16 protein-coding genes are annotated in these 14,252 nt (G+C 70.4%); 6 read left to right on the forward strand and 10 right to left on the reverse strand.

The window, feature by feature from the left end; genetic code table 11:
* Window positions 1-13 precede the first annotated feature (13 nt).
* A complete protein-coding gene (locus OG992_RS13070) occupies window positions 14-202 on the reverse strand; it encodes a hypothetical protein (RefSeq protein WP_238687099.1) in 189 nt (62 codons plus the stop codon).
* A gap of 163 nt (window positions 203-365) precedes the next feature.
* On the opposite strand from OG992_RS13070, the gene OG992_RS13075 reads away from it, so the two are divergent.
* A complete protein-coding gene (locus tag OG992_RS13075) occupies window positions 366-614 on the forward strand; it encodes a DUF2277 family protein (RefSeq protein WP_238687100.1) in 249 nt (82 codons plus the stop codon).
* A 48-nt stretch (window positions 615-662) separates the two neighbouring features.
* Here the strand turns inward: OG992_RS13075 and OG992_RS13080 are convergent, their stop codons facing one another.
* Both OG992_RS13080 and selD read right to left on the reverse strand, forming a co-directional pair.
* Window positions 663-1,142: a hypothetical protein gene (locus OG992_RS13080; RefSeq protein WP_091400520.1), complete on the reverse strand. Its 480-nt coding sequence runs from the start codon at window positions 1,140-1,142 to the stop codon at window positions 663-665.
* Between the two features lie 230 nt (window positions 1,143-1,372).
* Window positions 1,373-2,362: a selenide, water dikinase SelD gene (gene selD, locus OG992_RS13085; protein WP_238687101.1), complete on the reverse strand. Its 990-nt coding sequence runs from the start codon at window positions 2,360-2,362 to the stop codon at window positions 1,373-1,375.
* 195 nt (window positions 2,363-2,557) lie between these two features.
* Between selD and OG992_RS13090 the strand changes: the two genes are divergently transcribed.
* The 4 genes from OG992_RS13090 to OG992_RS13105 all read left to right on the forward strand — a co-directional run bounded on the left by OG992_RS13090 (window position 2,558) and on the right by OG992_RS13105 (window position 5,880).
* Window positions 2,558-3,313 (forward strand): amino acid ABC transporter ATP-binding protein, encoded by a 756-nt coding sequence (locus OG992_RS13090; protein WP_238687102.1) that lies wholly within the window; start codon window positions 2,558-2,560, stop codon window positions 3,311-3,313.
* 57 nt (window positions 3,314-3,370) lie between these two features.
* A complete protein-coding gene (locus OG992_RS13095) occupies window positions 3,371-4,237 on the forward strand; it encodes a glutamate ABC transporter substrate-binding protein (protein WP_238687103.1) in 867 nt (288 codons plus the stop codon).
* A gap of 84 nt (window positions 4,238-4,321) precedes the next feature.
* Window positions 4,322-4,996, forward strand: coding sequence for an amino acid ABC transporter permease (locus OG992_RS13100; protein ID WP_238687104.1), 675 nt, complete (start codon window positions 4,322-4,324; stop codon window positions 4,994-4,996).
* The gene (locus tag OG992_RS13105) at window positions 4,996-5,880 is read left to right on the forward strand and encodes an amino acid ABC transporter permease (RefSeq protein WP_238687105.1); all 885 of its coding nucleotides are present in this window, start codon (window positions 4,996-4,998) and stop codon (window positions 5,878-5,880) included. The genes OG992_RS13100 and OG992_RS13105 overlap by 1 nt, the downstream gene beginning before the upstream one ends.
* A 140-nt stretch (window positions 5,881-6,020) precedes the next feature.
* Here the strand turns inward: OG992_RS13105 and rny are convergent, their stop codons facing one another.
* The 5 genes from rny to OG992_RS13130 form a co-directional block, all read right to left on the reverse strand.
* Window positions 6,021-7,787, reverse strand: coding sequence for a ribonuclease Y (gene rny / locus OG992_RS13110; RefSeq protein WP_266303357.1), 1,767 nt, complete (start codon window positions 7,785-7,787; stop codon window positions 6,021-6,023).
* A gap of 782 nt (window positions 7,788-8,569) precedes the next feature.
* Window positions 8,570-9,268, reverse strand: coding sequence for a regulatory protein RecX (locus OG992_RS13115; protein WP_266303358.1), 699 nt, complete (start codon window positions 9,266-9,268; stop codon window positions 8,570-8,572).
* A 14-nt stretch (window positions 9,269-9,282) separates the two neighbouring features.
* Window positions 9,283-10,329 (reverse strand): recombinase RecA, encoded by a 1,047-nt coding sequence (gene recA / locus OG992_RS13120; protein ID WP_007456801.1) that lies wholly within the window; start codon window positions 10,327-10,329, stop codon window positions 9,283-9,285.
* Between the two features lie 184 nt (window positions 10,330-10,513).
* Window positions 10,514-10,714 carry a DUF3046 domain-containing protein gene (locus OG992_RS13125; RefSeq protein ID WP_030489422.1) on the reverse strand — a complete coding sequence of 67 codons (201 nt, stop codon included), beginning with the start codon at window positions 10,712-10,714 and terminating at the stop codon, window positions 10,514-10,516.
* A gap of 5 nt (window positions 10,715-10,719) precedes the next feature.
* On the reverse strand, window positions 10,720-12,111 hold the full coding sequence (locus OG992_RS13130; protein ID WP_266303359.1) for an MFS transporter: 1,392 nt from the start codon (window positions 12,109-12,111) through the stop codon (window positions 10,720-10,722).
* Between the two features lie 160 nt (window positions 12,112-12,271).
* Between OG992_RS13130 and OG992_RS13135 the strand changes: the two genes are divergently transcribed.
* On the forward strand, window positions 12,272-12,625 hold the full coding sequence (locus OG992_RS13135; protein ID WP_266303360.1) for a nuclear transport factor 2 family protein: 354 nt from the start codon (window positions 12,272-12,274) through the stop codon (window positions 12,623-12,625).
* A 6-nt stretch (window positions 12,626-12,631) separates the two neighbouring features.
* Here OG992_RS13135 and OG992_RS13140 read toward each other — a convergent pair whose 3' ends face one another.
* Together OG992_RS13140 and OG992_RS13145 are read right to left on the reverse strand one after the other, a co-directional pair.
* Complete coding sequence (locus OG992_RS13140) at window positions 12,632-13,231, reverse strand: hypothetical protein (protein WP_266303361.1); 600 nt, start codon at window positions 13,229-13,231, stop codon at window positions 12,632-12,634.
* Window positions 13,232-13,310: 79 nt separating this feature from the next.
* The gene (locus OG992_RS13145) at window positions 13,311-14,006 is read right to left on the reverse strand and encodes a UdgX family uracil-DNA binding protein (protein WP_238686787.1); all 696 of its coding nucleotides are present in this window, start codon (window positions 14,004-14,006) and stop codon (window positions 13,311-13,313) included.
* Window positions 14,007-14,252 lie beyond the last annotated feature (246 nt).

Here is a 14,252-nt window from a genome sequence, read left to right on the forward strand (position 1 = left end):
GGCAGACCATCACTCAGATGGACGAGTTGAAGGCGGCGACGGCAACGATGCCGGACGGCACGGAGTCGTTGGTGACGACTCGGCTGCGCACCGACTCGATCAGATCGGCGTGCTCGACGGCGATCCGTTCCAGCGGAACGCGCAGGCTACGGGTGAGATCGTCTAGGTCGGGACGGGATGGGCGGGTGGGGGCATGGTCCACAATGAGTCTCCGGGGGCCCGGGTCGCTGGGAGCGCGAGCGGCGGCTGTGGCTCGAACGGCTCTGGTCCGTGACCAGGATAGACAAATATCGACCCAGTGTCACCGTCGGTACCACCGCCGGCACGGCGAGTGGCAGTCAGCGGTGGACGGAGGAGGAGCTGACATGTGCCGGAGCATCAAGACGCTGCGTGAGCCGTTCACCCCGCAGGTGACCGACGCGGACGTCGAGGCGGCAGCGTTGCAGTACGTCCGGAAGATCTCTGGCTTCCGAGCGCCCGCCGCGCACAACGCCGCCGCGTTCGACGCCGCGGTGGCCGCCGTGGCCGAGGCGACCCGCACTTTGCTCGACCAACTGGTGGTGCGGGGCGCCGGATCGGGCACCACCGACCGGTCGGCCACCACCGCCAACTGATCGCCGCTGACCGGCACGGCACCCGGCCGGGCCTGACCCTGAAGAGGGTCAGGCCGCGGCGAGCGCCGGTGCGACGGTGTCGGGCGCCCAGCGCGAGCGGTGGCACTGCGACCAGCCCCGACAACCCGGGTCACCCAGCGAGCACAGCCGCAGCCTGCTGAGCACCTCACCGTCCTCGGTGTCCCGCACGTCGAAGTGCACCGGACGGACCGTGCCGTCCGGAGCGACGAGCAGGTGCCGACCCGCGTCGAGCGTGTCGTCGCGCAACAGGCAGTTGCGGCCCAGCAATCGGGCCAGTGCGGCGATGCTCGCGTGCTCGGAGAGCTGCTCGGGCACCCCGTAGCAGTCCACCACCGTCGCGAATTCGCCCGGCGCCTGCCAGACGTCACACACCACCGCGTACGCCGGCAGCCGCGCCGGGTCGGCCACCGCCAGCGGCATCACCACCCGACCAAGCGCCTCCGCCAACGCCGGGTAGACCTCCACGGGTTGAGCCCCGTCGATTCTCCAGTTCCACAGCTCGGTCATTCCGCCTCCTCGCTGCGTTCGTCCCCACCGGCCTCCGGATCGGGCCTTACACACGATGGTGGGGGGCATTTGACCCCAGCCGGGGGCAAGTTACCGGTCTGTGACCATTCCGGGCAAAATTTCCCTGAGCGGCATTGCTCCGAGTAGCGGGAAGGTGACAGTTTATCGGGTACGGTGGCCCATCCCCGCCACCGCCACCGCGTGTCCTGCCGCAGGTCGACCGCCCCCGGTCAGCGCAGGACGACCCGGTGCTCGCCCTGGGGCAGCAGCTCGCCTACCACCGGAGCGCCGGGCACCTCGCCGGCGACCAGCAGGCCACCGGAGGTCTGCGCGTCGGCCAGCAGCAGCCGCTCCGCCTCGTCCGCCGCACCGAAGTCGGTCCACGGGGTCACCCACTCCAGGTTGCGCCGGCTGCCGCCGCTGACGAACCCGTCGCGCAGCGCCTCCCGCGCGCCGGCCAGATAGGGCACCCGGGCGGTGTCGATGGCCACCGTGACCTGGCTGGCCCGGGCCAGCTTCGAGGCGTGCCCGAGCAGCCCGAACCCGGTCACGTCGGTGCCACACCGGATGCCGGCGGCGACCGCCGCACGGGCGGCCTCCCGATTGAGCGCGCTCATCGTGGCCACCGCCTCCGGGAAGCTCTCCCCGGTCGCCTTGTGCCGGGTGTTCAGCACACCCACCCCGAGCGGCTTGGTCAGGGACAACGGCACCCCGGCCCGCCCGGCGTCGAGGGTGATCAGCTCCTCCGGTCGGACCGTGCCGGTGACCGCGAGACCGTACTTCGGGCCGTCGTCGTCCACGCTGTGGCCGCCGGCCAGGTGACAGCCGGCCTCCCGCGCCACGTCCTGGCCGCCGCGAAGCACCTCACGAGCCAATTCCAGCGGCAACACGTCGCGCGGCCAGCAGAGCAGGTTGAGCGCCACCAGCGGGGTGCCGCCCATCGCGTACACGTCGGAGAGCGCGTTGGCCGCGGCGATCCGACCCCAGTCGTACGCGTCGTCGACCACCGGGGTGAAGAAGTCGGCGGTGCTGACCAGGCCGGTCCGCTCATCCAGGCGCACCACCGCCGCGTCGTCGCCGTGGTCCAACCCGACCAGCAACTCGGCGGTGCCGGTCGCCGGGCCGAGACCGGCCACCATGATCTCCAGCTCGCCCGGCGGGATCTTGCAGGCGCAGCCACCGCCGCGGGCGTACTTGGTCAACCGTACGGGTTCGGTCATCCACCCATGATCGCGACAGAGCGCCACGATCGCCACCGCGACCGCCCATCCGGTGACCAAAATCGGACGCCTGACAACGATCGTGACCGGTGTTACCGCTCCGTGACCCGCTGGGTTGCGTTCTGCCACATCAGGCCGCCTACAGTGGCCGCACCGGGGGTCAACCGACCCCGATCCGGGAGACGACAGGGGACGGTGGACGACGTGACGACGGGCGAACCGCTCATCGTGCTGGACGCGGTCAACAAGTGGTTCGGGCCGCTGCACGTGCTGGACGACGTCTCACTGTCGGTGGGTCGGGGCGAGGTGGTCGTGGTGATCGGCCCGTCCGGCTCCGGCAAGTCGACGCTGTGCCGCGCGATCAACCGACTGGAACCGATCAACTCGGGCACCATCACCTTCGACGGCCAGCCACTGCCGGCCGAGGGTAAGCCCCTCGCGAAGCTACGCAGCGAGGTGGGCATGGTCTTCCAGTCCTTCAACCTCTTCGCGCACAAGACCATCCTGGAGAACGTCACCCTCGGCCCGATCAAGGTCCGCAAGGAGAAGCCGACCGCCGCTCGCGAGCGCGGCCTGGCCCTGCTGGACCGGGTCGGCATCGCCAACCAGGCGGACAAGTTCCCGGCCCAACTCTCCGGCGGTCAGCAGCAGCGGGTGGCCATCGCCCGGGCGCTGGCCATGCAGCCCAAGGCGATGCTCTTCGACGAGCCCACCAGCGCCCTGGACCCGGAGATGGTCGGCGAGGTGCTCGACGTGATGACCTCGCTGGCCAGCGACGGCATGACGATGGTCGTGGTCACCCACGAGATGGGCTTCGCCCGGCACGCGGCGAACCGGGTCATCTTCATGGCCGACGGCAAGCTCGTCGAGGACGCCTCGCCGGCGGAGTTCTTCGACAACCCGCGCAGCGACCGGGCCAAGGACTTCCTCTCCAAGATCCTCACGCACTAGGCGTCCGTAGTGGAGCGCGCCGCACCTCGGTGGGCTCCGTTGAAGAAGGAGAAGAGTATGCGTTTGAAGCGCATTGCGGCAGTCGCCGCGGTCGCGGCTCTGGCCGTCACCATGACCGCCTGTGGCGGGGACGAAGGCGGCAGCACCGGCAGCTCGGGCGCCAAGGGCATCGTCGGCAAGGCAGAGAGCCAGAAGAAGCTCGTGATCGGCGTCAAGGCCGACCAGCCTGGCCTGGGTCTGCAGACCGGAAGCCAGTACGAGGGCTTCGACATCGAGATTGGCAAGATCATCGCCAAGGGTCTCGGCGTCGACGCGAACAACATCGAGTGGAAGACGACGGTCTCCAACAACCGGGAGCCCTTCATCCAGCAGGGCACCGTCGACCTGGTGGTGGCGACGTACACCATCAACGACGAGCGCAAGCAGAAGGTCAACTTCGCCGGACCGTACTTCATCGCCGGCCAGGACCTGCTCGTCAAGGCCGACTCGACGATCACCGGCCCCGAGGGCCTGGAGGGCAAGAAGGTCTGCTCGGCCTCGGGATCCACGCCCGCCAAGCGGATCCAGTCGGACTACCCGAAGGCCAAGCTGCAGCAGTTCGACGCGTACTCGAAGTGCCTGCCGCTGCTGGAGAACGGCCAGGTCGACGCCGTCACCACGGATGACATCATCCTCGCCGGCTACGCCGCCCAGTCCCAGTTCGCCGGCAAGTTCAAGGTCGTCGGCAAGACCTTCTCCACCGAGCCCTACGGCATCGGCCTGAAGAAGGATGACAAGGACGGCTGCGAGAAGGTCAACGAGATCCTCAAGGCCGCCGCCGCCGACGGCACCTACAAGGCCGCGTGGGACACCAGTCTTGGCAAGAGCGGCAAGGCCGCGCCCGAGCTGGACACCACCAAGCTGACCAACTGCAGCAGCGTCTGACCGGTCCCGGGGGCCGACATCCGGACACGGGTGTCGGCCCCCGGCCCGTGACGACGCCGACGACCTGCCCCCGGGAGCGGACGCATGCACGTATTCGCCGATCCGACTAACTTCGACGCCTACCTGTCGGGCTTTATCTGGATCCTCAAGCTGACCGGCGCGTCGGCGGTGTTCGCGCTGACACTCGGCGTGCTGCTCGCCGCCATGCGGGTCTCGCCGGTTCCCGTGCTGCGCGGTTTCGGAACAGTCTGGGTCAACATCTTCCGTAACACGCCGCTCACCCTGGTCGTCTTCTTCTGCTTCTTCGGGCTGTACTCCACGCTCGGCCTGACCCTCTCCGACGACCTGGACCTGAACAACTTCTGGCTCGGGGTGGTCGGCCTGTCGGTGTACACGGCTTCCTTCGTCTGCGAGGCGCTGCGGTCCGGGGTCAACACCGTGCCCGCCGGGCAGGCCGAGGCGGCCCGGGCGATCGGCCTCTCCTTCGCCCAGACCCTACGGATCGTGGTGCTGCCCCAGGCCACGCGCTCCGTCATCGCGCCGCTGGGCAGCATCCTGATCGCGCTCTGCAAGAACGCCACGATCGTCGGCACGATCGGTTTGATGGAGTCCTCGAACGTGATGAAGCAGCTGATCAATGACAACGGCGACGCGGTCATCATGATCTTCCTGGTCTTCGCCGGCACGTTCGCCGCGTTCCTGATCCCCACCGGCTACGCCTTCGGCTGGCTGGCCAACCGACTGGCGGTGAAGCGCTGATGAGCACCGACTCCGTCCTTTACGACCACCCGGGGCCTCGGGCACGGATCCGTAACGCGGTACTGAGCGTCGTCTTCGGTGTCGCCCTGGCCGGGCTGCTCTGGTGGATCTACTCGAAGTTCGACGAGGCGGGCCAGTGGGAGGGGCAGCTCTGGAAGCCCTTCACCGAGGCCACCACCTGGACTCAGTTCATCGGGCCCGGTCTGCTCGCCACACTCTGGGCGGCTGCGGTCGGCATGGTGCTCTCGTTGGCGTTCGGCATCATCTTCGCGGTCGGCCGGCTCTCCGAGCGTCGCTGGATCAGCATCCCGTCCGGCGCCGTGGTCGAGTTCTTCCGTGCCGTTCCGCTGCTCCTCATGATCTTCTTCATCTTCTACGGCGTGCCGTTCGTGATCAAGGGGCCGGTGACCGCCTTCTGGGCCGTCGTGATCGGGCTGACCCTCTACAACGGCTCGGTCCTCGCGGAGGCGTTCCGGGCGGGAATCCGCTCACTGCCCGGCGGTCAGTCCGAGGCCGCGTACGCCATCGGCATGCGCAAGAGCCAGGTCATGCAGCTGATCCTCGTCCCGCAGGCCGCCCGGGCCATGCTGCCGGTCATCGTCAGCCAGTTGGTGGTGCTGCTCAAGGACACCGCGCTCGGCTACATCGTCGCCTTCCCGGAACTGCTCCAGCGCGGGGTCAACGACCTCGCCGCGAACAAGGGCAACATCGTCGCCGCGGCGATCGTGGTGGCCGCGATCTACATCGTGATCAACTCACTGCTCACCGCGCTGGCCAACTGGCTGGACCGGCGCAGCCGTCAGCGTGGCTTCCGCGCGCAGCGGCGGATCGCCACCGGTGCGACTCCGGTCGGCGGCAACACCATCAGTGAACCGCAGGGCTGACCTGCGACGTGGGCAGCCAGGCGTCCCGCCGGGCCGCGCCGCCAAGCAGCACGCGCATGATTGACTCGATTTTTCAGACATCGGGGTGTCCCCAAGAAGGGGACACCCCGATATTGCTGAGCTCCTGGTGATCGGGCTGTTCAGCGGGCGATCTCGGTGACCCGGGACTCGCGGACCACTGTGACCCGGATCTGACCCGGGTAGGTCAGCTCCTCCTCGATCTGCTTGGCCACATCCCGGGCCAGCACTGCCGCCCCGATGTCGTCGACGTCGTCCGGCTTGACCATGACCCGGATCTCCCGGCCGGCCTGCATGGCGAAGACCTTGTCCACACCGAGCTTGCCGGCCGCGATCTCCTCGATCCGCTCCAGCCGCTTGACGTACGCCTCCAGGCTCTCCCGGCGCGCGCCCGGCCGACCACCCGAGCAGGCGTCGGAAGCCTGCGTGAGCACGGCCTCGATGGTCTGCGGGGGTACCTCGTTGTGGTGCGCCTCGATGGCGTGCACCACGTCCTCGTGCTCGCCGTACTTGCGGGCCAGGTCCGCGCCGATGATGGCGTGGCTGCCCTCCACCTCGTGGGTGAGCGCCTTGCCGATGTCGTGCAGGAACGCCGACCGCTTGATGATCGGCACGTCCAACCGCAGTTCGGCGGCCATGATGCCGGCGATGTGGGCGGTCTCGACCAGGTGCTTGAGCACGTTCTGCCCGTACGAGGTGCGGTAGCGCAGCCGGCCGAGCAGGGTCACCAGTTCCGGGTGGATCTCGGTGATGCCGACCTCGACCAGGGCGTCCTCGGCGGCGCGGAGGCAGAGCTGCTCCACCTCCTGCCGGGCCAGGTCGTAGACCTCCTCGATCCGGTGCGGGTGGATGCGCCCGTCCAGGACCAGCTTCTCCAGGGTCACCCGGCCCACCTCGCGACGGACCGGGTCGAAGCAGGAGAGCAGTACGGCCTCGGGGGTGTCGTCGATGATCAGGTTGACGCCGGTCACCGACTCGAAGGCGCGGATGTTGCGCCCCTCCCGGCCGATGATCCGCCCCTTCATCTCGTCACCGGGGAGGTGCAGGACGCTGACCACGCTCTCCGCGGTCTGCTCGCTGGCGACCCGCTGGATCGCGTCCACCACTATGTGTCGGGCGCGCTGCTCGGCGGTGTTGCGCGCGTCGGACTCGATGTCCCGCACGAGCAGCGCCGCTTCCCGCTTGGCAGACGTCTCGATGGCGTCGACCAGCTCCAGTCGCGCGGAGTCGGCGGTGAGCCCGGCGATTCGCTCCAGCTCCCGGCGGCGCAGCTCCTCCGACTCGGTCAGCTCGGCTTCGCGCTGGGCGAGCGCGGCCTCCCGGGCGGCGAGGGCGGCCTTCGCGGCGGTGAGCTGCCGCTCCCGCTCGGCGAACCGCTCCACCTCCTCGGTGTGCATCCGCTCCCGCTCGTCCATCCGAGCTGCCCGACGTTCCACCTCGGCGGCCTGCTCCCGGGTGGTGGCGGCGAGCACCGCGACCTCCCGCTCGCCGCTGCGCCGGGCTGCCGTGCGCAACTGCTCGGCGTCCGCCTCGGCCTGCTTGTGGGCGCGCTCCAGGACGGTGTCCGCCTCGGCCCGGGCGTCGTCGAGGACCCGCCGCGCCTCGGCGCGGGCCGCCTTCGCCTCGGCTTTCGCCGCCGCCGCCTCGGTACGGGCCGCGGCGGCAGCTGACTTCGCCACGTCGATCGTGCTGTTCGCCTCGTCGGCCGCGGTCCGCAGGGCAGCCAGGGACTGCTCCTGGCGGTCCTTCTCCGCGATGAAGGCGGGATCCTCCGGAGCCGGCGCGGCGCCCATTCGGCGCATGGTCCGGATGCCGACCAACACGGCTCCGATCACCACCACCGCGAGGACGAGGACGGCCGCGAGGAGCACGACGTCGAACGCGTTCATGCCGGGACCCCGTCGGGTCTACCGATGAACCTGTGCCGCCGCCCCGCCATGGCCGCCTCCCCTAACGTCGAGACCGCAGCGACCGTGCCGGGGGCACACTCCTGCGGCTGTGGACGCCCGACCGGAGCGGCTGGCCGTGGGTAGCTTTCTCCGCCGGCGGTGCCCATGGGGCAGCGTCGGCGACCGGGTGCAGTTGTCGCAGCGTTCCGGACCGGCCTGTCCGGAACTGCCGCCAAAGGCCGCGGAGTCGGCCAAAGTGATGCTGTTCTGTTACGCGATCTATGTTGTGCGCTTAGCCTGCGCTGGTCGGGCAATGTGAGCCTGTATGGCGAGGCTAGGTCGCCGGGGGTGCTCTGGTCAAGGACTCATGATCAAACCCCCCGAACGGAGAGAAGTTGAACCGTCACCACGCGCTCATGTCGCGTCGGACAGGAGCGGACAAACTCCGCGAGCCGACGGCCTCGATACGGATGTCGTGCCTGTTCAGCGGCGGCGGCACCCCGCGTAAGACCCGACTTTGTGACACCAGCGACCCCCCGCTCGCGCCCAGCCCTCGTCGGGCTCGTCACTTCAAGATCGCTCCAACTTGAAGGTCGACACTGGCGCGTGAGAGCTGCGGCCGGGCGAGAAAGTCCCGACGATCTTGCAGTTTCGGTTGTCAGTATGGGCGGAATGCCCCTGACGTCGGGACAGAAAGTGCAAGATCGCGGTCGCTCGGCGGGCGCCGGTGCTCATCCCGACGGGCGGTCCTCAGCATGAGGCGACACACCCATCGCGTGCGCTCAGTCGACCAGACGGTTGTCGCGTTCCAACTCGCCCTCGGCGTCGGCGAGCGCGTCGGCGTCGATCTGCTCGGCGAACTCGGCCGCCTCGGCGCTCTGCGCGGCGAGCGCGTCCTTCACCGCTCGGATGGCCACACCAGGCGGGTAGCCCTTGCGGGCCAACATGCCCACCAGCCGGCGGAAGACCGCGTCCGGCTCGCCTCGGGCGGTACGCAGCTTGCGCTCTACCAGGCCACGGGCGGTGTCCGCCTCGGTCTCCTCGTCCAGCTCACCCAGCGCCTCGGTGGCCACCTCGCCGTCCACGCCCTTGCGGCGCAGCTCGTTGGCGAGCGCCCGGCGCGCGAGGCCGCGCCCAGCGTGCCGGCTGGACACCCAGGCCCGCGCGAACGCGGCGTCGTCGATGATGCCGACCTCGTCGTACCGGTCGAGCACCTCGGCCGAGACGTCCTCGGAGATGCCCCGCTTGGCCAACGCCCCGGCCAGCTCGGCCCGGGTGCGGGGCCGGACGGCAAGCTGGCGCAGACAGATCTCGCGGGCCACCTCGGACTCGTCGCGCGGAGGCGCCGGAGACTCGACGGCGTCGGCCTCCTCGGACCGACCCCGGCGGCCTCGCCGAGGGCGGGGCGCATCGGTGGCGTCGCCCGTACGAGGCGGACTGGCATCCCAGCCCCGCCCCGTACGAGCACGTCGTCCTGCCATGGGTCAGCGACCGGTCAGAAGTCGACCGGCGGCAGCTCCGGGCCACCGGCGGCGTCACCCGCGCCGACCCCGACGCCGAGCTTCTCCAGGATCTTCTTCTCGATCTCGGCGGCCACGTCCGGGTTTTCCTTCAGGAACTCCCGGGCCTTCTCCTTGCCCTGGCCGAGCTGGTCGCCGTCGTACGTGTACCACGCTCCGGACTTGCGGATGATCGCCTGCTCCACGCCGACGTCGATCAGCGAGCCCTCACGCGAGATGCCCTTGCCGTACATGATGTCGAACTCGGCCTGCTTGAACGGCGCGGCGACCTTGTTCTTCACGACCTTGACCCGGGTGCGGTTACCGACCACGTCGGTGCCGTCCTTGAGGCTCTCGATGCGTCGCACGTCGAGCCGGACCGAGGCGTAGAACTTCAGCGCCCGACCACCGGTGGTGGTCTCCGGGCTGCCGAACATGACGCCGATCTTTTCCCGCAGCTGGTTGATGAAGATCGCCGTGGTGCCGGTGTTGCTGAGCACACCGGTGATCTTCCGGAGCGCCTGGCTCATCAGCCGGGCCTGAAGGCCCACGTGGCTGTCGCCCATCTCGCCCTCGATCTCGGCGCGCGGCACCAGGGCCGCCACCGAGTCGATCACGATGATGTCGAGAGCGCCGGAGCGGATCAGCATGTCCGCGATCTCCAGCGCCTGCTCACCGGTGTCCGGCTGGGAGACCAGCATCGCGTCGGTGTCGACGCCGAGGGCCTTCGCGTACTCCGGGTCGAGCGCGTGCTCGGCGTCGATGAAGGCGGCGATGCCGCCGTTGCGCTGGGCGTTGGCCACCGCGTGCAGTGCGACAGTGGTCTTACCGCTGGACTCGGGGCCGTAGATCTCGACCACCCGGCCCCGGGGCAGGCCGCCAATGCCGAGGGCAACGTCGAGCGCGATGGAACCGGTCGGAATGATTGCGGTCTGGACGACCGGCCGGTCACCCAGCCGCATCACCGAGCCCTTGCCGAATTGCTTGTCAATCTGAGCGAGAGCAAGGTCGAGTGCCTTCTCCCGGTCAGGCCCTGCTGCCATGGTTGCCACCCCTGCCTTCGCCGGCGTCTTTGCTGAGCTTCGCGTCACGCGGACACGCTAGGCGCTAGGTCCGACAGAAAACCAGCCGACGGGCCGCGAGCTGTGGACGAGCACCCCGCTGTGGACAATAGCCGAACAGGTGTACGACTCGACAAGTGACACGCGGAACGGGCGAAAAGGCTGCTCAGCGTAGTCGAGCGGGCACCCGGTCGGGGTACGCGGCACAAACCGCCCGCCACACCACGTGCGTCTGCTCCCCCGATGCCAGGGCCTGCTCGATGGTCCGCCCGCCGAGCTGGGACAGCACCTGATCGCGGGCGATGCTGGCCGCGTAGCCGGGCCCGAACGCCTCGTCCAGCCGCGTCCAGAAGTCGGTCAGCCGCACAGTGATCAGCCCTCCTCGTCCGGTGCCCCGGTCGGCACCGGCCGCAACGCTAGCGCCACGAGGGGCGCCGCCGCGACCGCCGCGAGCAGGGTGAGGACCGGATATCCGGCGAACTGCATGACAAACCCGCTGACCACTGCGGCGCCAGCCCCGGCCAGCCCCATGATCAGGTCGCACAGCCCCTGGACGCTCGGCCGCACCTCGGCCGCCACCGATTCGGACAGCAGGGTCGAGCCGGCCACCATCGTCCCCGACCAGCCCAACCCGAGCAGGACCAGACCGACCGAGAGCCGGGGCGTGTGGTGCCCTGCGGTGCCGGCGACCGCGCAGGCGGCCAGCAGCAGCCCGACCCCGCCGAGGATCACCGCCCGTCGACCGAGCCGGTCGGTGAGCCAACCGACCACCGGGGAGAACGCGTACATGCCGGCGATGTGCAGGCTCAGCACGATGCCGACCAGCCGCAACACGTCGGCGTCGGCGTGCGACTCACCGAGCCGGACCGGAGTCATCGCCATCACCGCCACCATCACCAGGTGACCCACCGCCACGGCGGCGATGCCGAGTCGGGCGGCGGGCTGTCCGCGTACCACCGACCAGGCCACACGCATCCCGGCGCCGCGCGGCGCGCGCACCGTGACCGGCGCGGCGGCCGGCGTCGCGCCACCACCTGCCGCCGGCGCCTCGGCCGCCACCGCGGTCGCCGTCGCGTCGGCGGCCGGCGGCAGATCGGTGGCCGTCGCGTCGGCCGCCGCGAGCCGCCGCGCGGTGAGCAGCGGGTCGGGCCGGAGCAACCCGAGGAGTACGACGGCAGCCAGCACGAACGCGGCCGCGCTGAACGCGAACGGGCCGGCCAGCGGGGGCAACCCCCAGCCGGTGGTGACGCGGTCGGCCAGCGCGGCGAAGTTCGGCGCCGCCACCGCACCGATGGTGGTGGCCCAGACGATCAGGGAGAGCTGCCGCCCGCGACGGGCCGGCTCGGCGAGGTCCACCGCCGTGTAGCGGGCCTGGAGGTTCGCGGCGGTGCCCCCGCCGAAGAGCAGCATGCCGAGGAAGAGCAACGGCACCCAGCGGGTGGCCGCTGCCAGCACCACCAGCAGGCCACCGACGGCGCCGACCGCGTACGCCAGCACCAGGCCGGGCCGGCGGCCGTGCCGCGCCATGATCCGGGTGACCGGGACGGCGAGCAGCGCGGCACCGACCACCCCGGCGCTCTGCGCGACACCGGCCACCGCCGTCCCGGCGATCCGGGCCGCGAGCAGCGCGCCCACGGCGATGCCGATGGTCACGCCGATCCCGCCGATGATCTGGGTGGTGAAGAGCAGCCGCAGGGTACGCCGCTGGATCGACGCGACGTCGGGTCGGGCGGCGGTACGCGGCGCGGTCAGGTCGGTCGCCATCGGCGCTCCTGTCGGAAGGGGTGACTCATCCTCGCGCACCCGCACCGACCAGCGGCAGTGGGTTTTGCCGACAGCCGAACGCCCTACCCACGCGGCCCGCGACGCACCGTCGTGCCGGAACGGGGTCGCTCCCGGCGCGGCCCACGCCTATGGTGCCCGGGTGAGCGATGCCGGGGTGTTGGTGGTCGAGCGGTTCAACGCGGCGTGGCACCGCGGCGACCTGGCCGCGGTGTCGGCCTGCCTCGCCGAGGACGTGACCTACAGCCCGAGCGCCTGGGACGGTGCGGCGGTGACCCTGCGGGGTCGGGACGCGGTGTGCCGTGCCTTCGCCGACCAGTTCGGCCCTGGGCCGACCCTCGGAGCGGTCCGATCGGCCGGCGACCGGGTCCTGTGCGAGTGGGGCTGGCCGCGGGCGGAGGACGGGACGGTGCTGCGCGGAGTGGATCTCTATCTGGTCGAGGGTGGTCTGATCGCCGCCAAAGACGTGTTCAGCAAGATCACGGCAGGCGACTGAGCCGCCCTACCCACGCGATCCCGGCGCTTGCGGTGGGTTGGGCGCGGCCAGCAGGGACGCCAGCCGACGGATCCGGGTCAGGGTGCGTGCGGCGACGGCCACACTGACGGCGGCGACCACGCCGAAGATCACCGGGAAGCCCTCGTTGTCGGCGGCGAGCAGAGCGAGCAGGACCAGCCCGAGGCAGATGCCCAGAATGGCCAGCAGCGCCGCCCAGGTGGCCCGCCGCTGTTCGGCGAGGTAGCCGGGCAGCTCGGCCCGCGCCACGTCGTCCTCGGGCACGGTGGCGGTACGCACCGCCTCGCGCAGCGCGTACCCCTCGGGATCGCGCCGGGCGGCCTGCTCGCCCGCCATCCGCTGGCTCAGGTAGAGCGCCGGGCCGATCGAGACGGCGTTCAGCGCGGCACCCAGCAGGGCCTCGTCAAGTGATTCCTGGCGGTCGAAGAGCCAGCGCACCGGCAGCCCGATGAGCACTGTCATCGGCACCCAGTAGACGGCCATGAGCTGCAAGCCGGGCGCCCGCTCGAAGAACCGCTTCCATCTCCCGCGACGCCCGGCGGCCGCAGTGGGCGCACCCGCCCGACGCTCCACGTTGTCGACATCCATCGACCCCCGTTACCCACCCACGCGGTCCGCGACGCACCGTCAATCGTGGACAGTTTCCGGCGGCGCGCGGGGTGGCTGGTCAGCCGGGTAGGGCGCGGGTGACGACGGTGAGGTCGGCGACCAGCCCCTCGTACGCCTTGTCCTGGTCGTCGGCCCGCAAGACGGCGGACGGGTGGATGGTGGCCAGCACCCGAGCCTCCGGCGCGTCGGCCCGCTTTCCGGCGTTGTCCACCGGCACCTGCTCGAAGTCGGCGGGGTGTTGGGCCGACTCCGGCCAGGGCAGCAGCTCGCCCCGCTGTCGGGTGACCCGGAAGGACGGGCCGAGCAGGGCCTTGGCTGCGGTCGCGCCGAGCACCACCACGATCTCCGGACGCAGCCGGGCGAACTCGGCGACCAACCAGGGGCGGCAGGCGGTGATGTGCGCCTGGTCCGGGGTCTGGTGGATCCGCCGCTTGCCGCGCAACTCGAAACGGAAGTGCTTCACGGCATTTGTCAGATAGAGGTGACGCGGGTCCAACCCGGCGTCGTCGACGGCGCGGCGCAGCAGGCGTCCGGCCGGGCCGACGAAGGGCAGCCCCTTCTGGTCCTCCATGTCGCCGGGCTGCTCGCCGACGAGCACCACGCGGGCGCTCTCGTCGCCTCGGCCGAAGACCGTCTGCGAGGCGTCCCGGTACAGCTCGCAGCCCCGGCAGCCGCCGGCGGCGTTGCGCAGGTCGTCGATGGTGTCGGCGTCGGGCGGGATGAACCGCTGGGCGCCGGGAGCACTCTCGGCCATGTCGACTGTTATATACCCGTTCGATGCTCGCCGCCGGATACGCCCCGGCGCCCCGGCCGCAACGCGTCAGTACCCGTTGCCGCCCCCATCGCCGCCGGACGCGATCGCGATCAGCACGATGACGATGATGATGATCGCCACCGCCACCGCGATCCAGATCCCCTTACGAGCCCCACCAGAAGCCATGTCCCCCACCTCCGGGCGCCCGCATACCCGTCCCCGCCGTCCCGAATCCCCGCGATCTTG

Origin of the sequence: Micromonospora sp. NBC_00362 (assembly GCF_026342155.1) — a bacterium.
GTDB classification, from domain to species: domain Bacteria; phylum Actinomycetota; class Actinomycetes; order Mycobacteriales; family Micromonosporaceae; genus Micromonospora; species Micromonospora hortensis.

Coding starts and splice junctions, on each gene's coding strand:
- OG992_RS13075 (WP_238687100.1), top strand. CDS start 366: ATGTGCCGGAGCATCAAGACGCTGCGTGAGCCGTTCACCCCGCAGGTG.
- OG992_RS13080 (WP_091400520.1), bottom strand. CDS start 1,142: ATGACCGAGCTGTGGAACTGGAGAATCGACGGGGCTCAACCCGTGGAG.
- selD (WP_238687101.1), bottom strand. CDS start 2,362: ATGACCGAACCCGTACGGTTGACCAAGTACGCCCGCGGCGGTGGCTGC.
- OG992_RS13095 (WP_238687103.1), top strand. CDS start 3,371: ATGCGTTTGAAGCGCATTGCGGCAGTCGCCGCGGTCGCGGCTCTGGCC.
- OG992_RS13100 (WP_238687104.1), top strand. CDS start 4,322: ATGCACGTATTCGCCGATCCGACTAACTTCGACGCCTACCTGTCGGGC.
- OG992_RS13105 (WP_238687105.1), top strand. CDS start 4,996: ATGAGCACCGACTCCGTCCTTTACGACCACCCGGGGCCTCGGGCACGG.
- rny (WP_266303357.1), bottom strand. CDS start 7,787: ATGAACGCGTTCGACGTCGTGCTCCTCGCGGCCGTCCTCGTCCTCGCG.
- OG992_RS13115 (WP_266303358.1), bottom strand. CDS start 9,268: ATGGCAGGACGACGTGCTCGTACGGGGCGGGGCTGGGATGCCAGTCCG.
- recA (WP_007456801.1), bottom strand. CDS start 10,329: ATGGCAGCAGGGCCTGACCGGGAGAAGGCACTCGACCTTGCTCTCGCT.
- OG992_RS13130 (WP_266303359.1), bottom strand. CDS start 12,111: ATGGCGACCGACCTGACCGCGCCGCGTACCGCCGCCCGACCCGACGTC.
- OG992_RS13140 (WP_266303361.1), bottom strand. CDS start 13,231: ATGGATGTCGACAACGTGGAGCGTCGGGCGGGTGCGCCCACTGCGGCC.
- OG992_RS13145 (WP_238686787.1), bottom strand. CDS start 14,006: ATGGCCGAGAGTGCTCCCGGCGCCCAGCGGTTCATCCCGCCCGACGCC.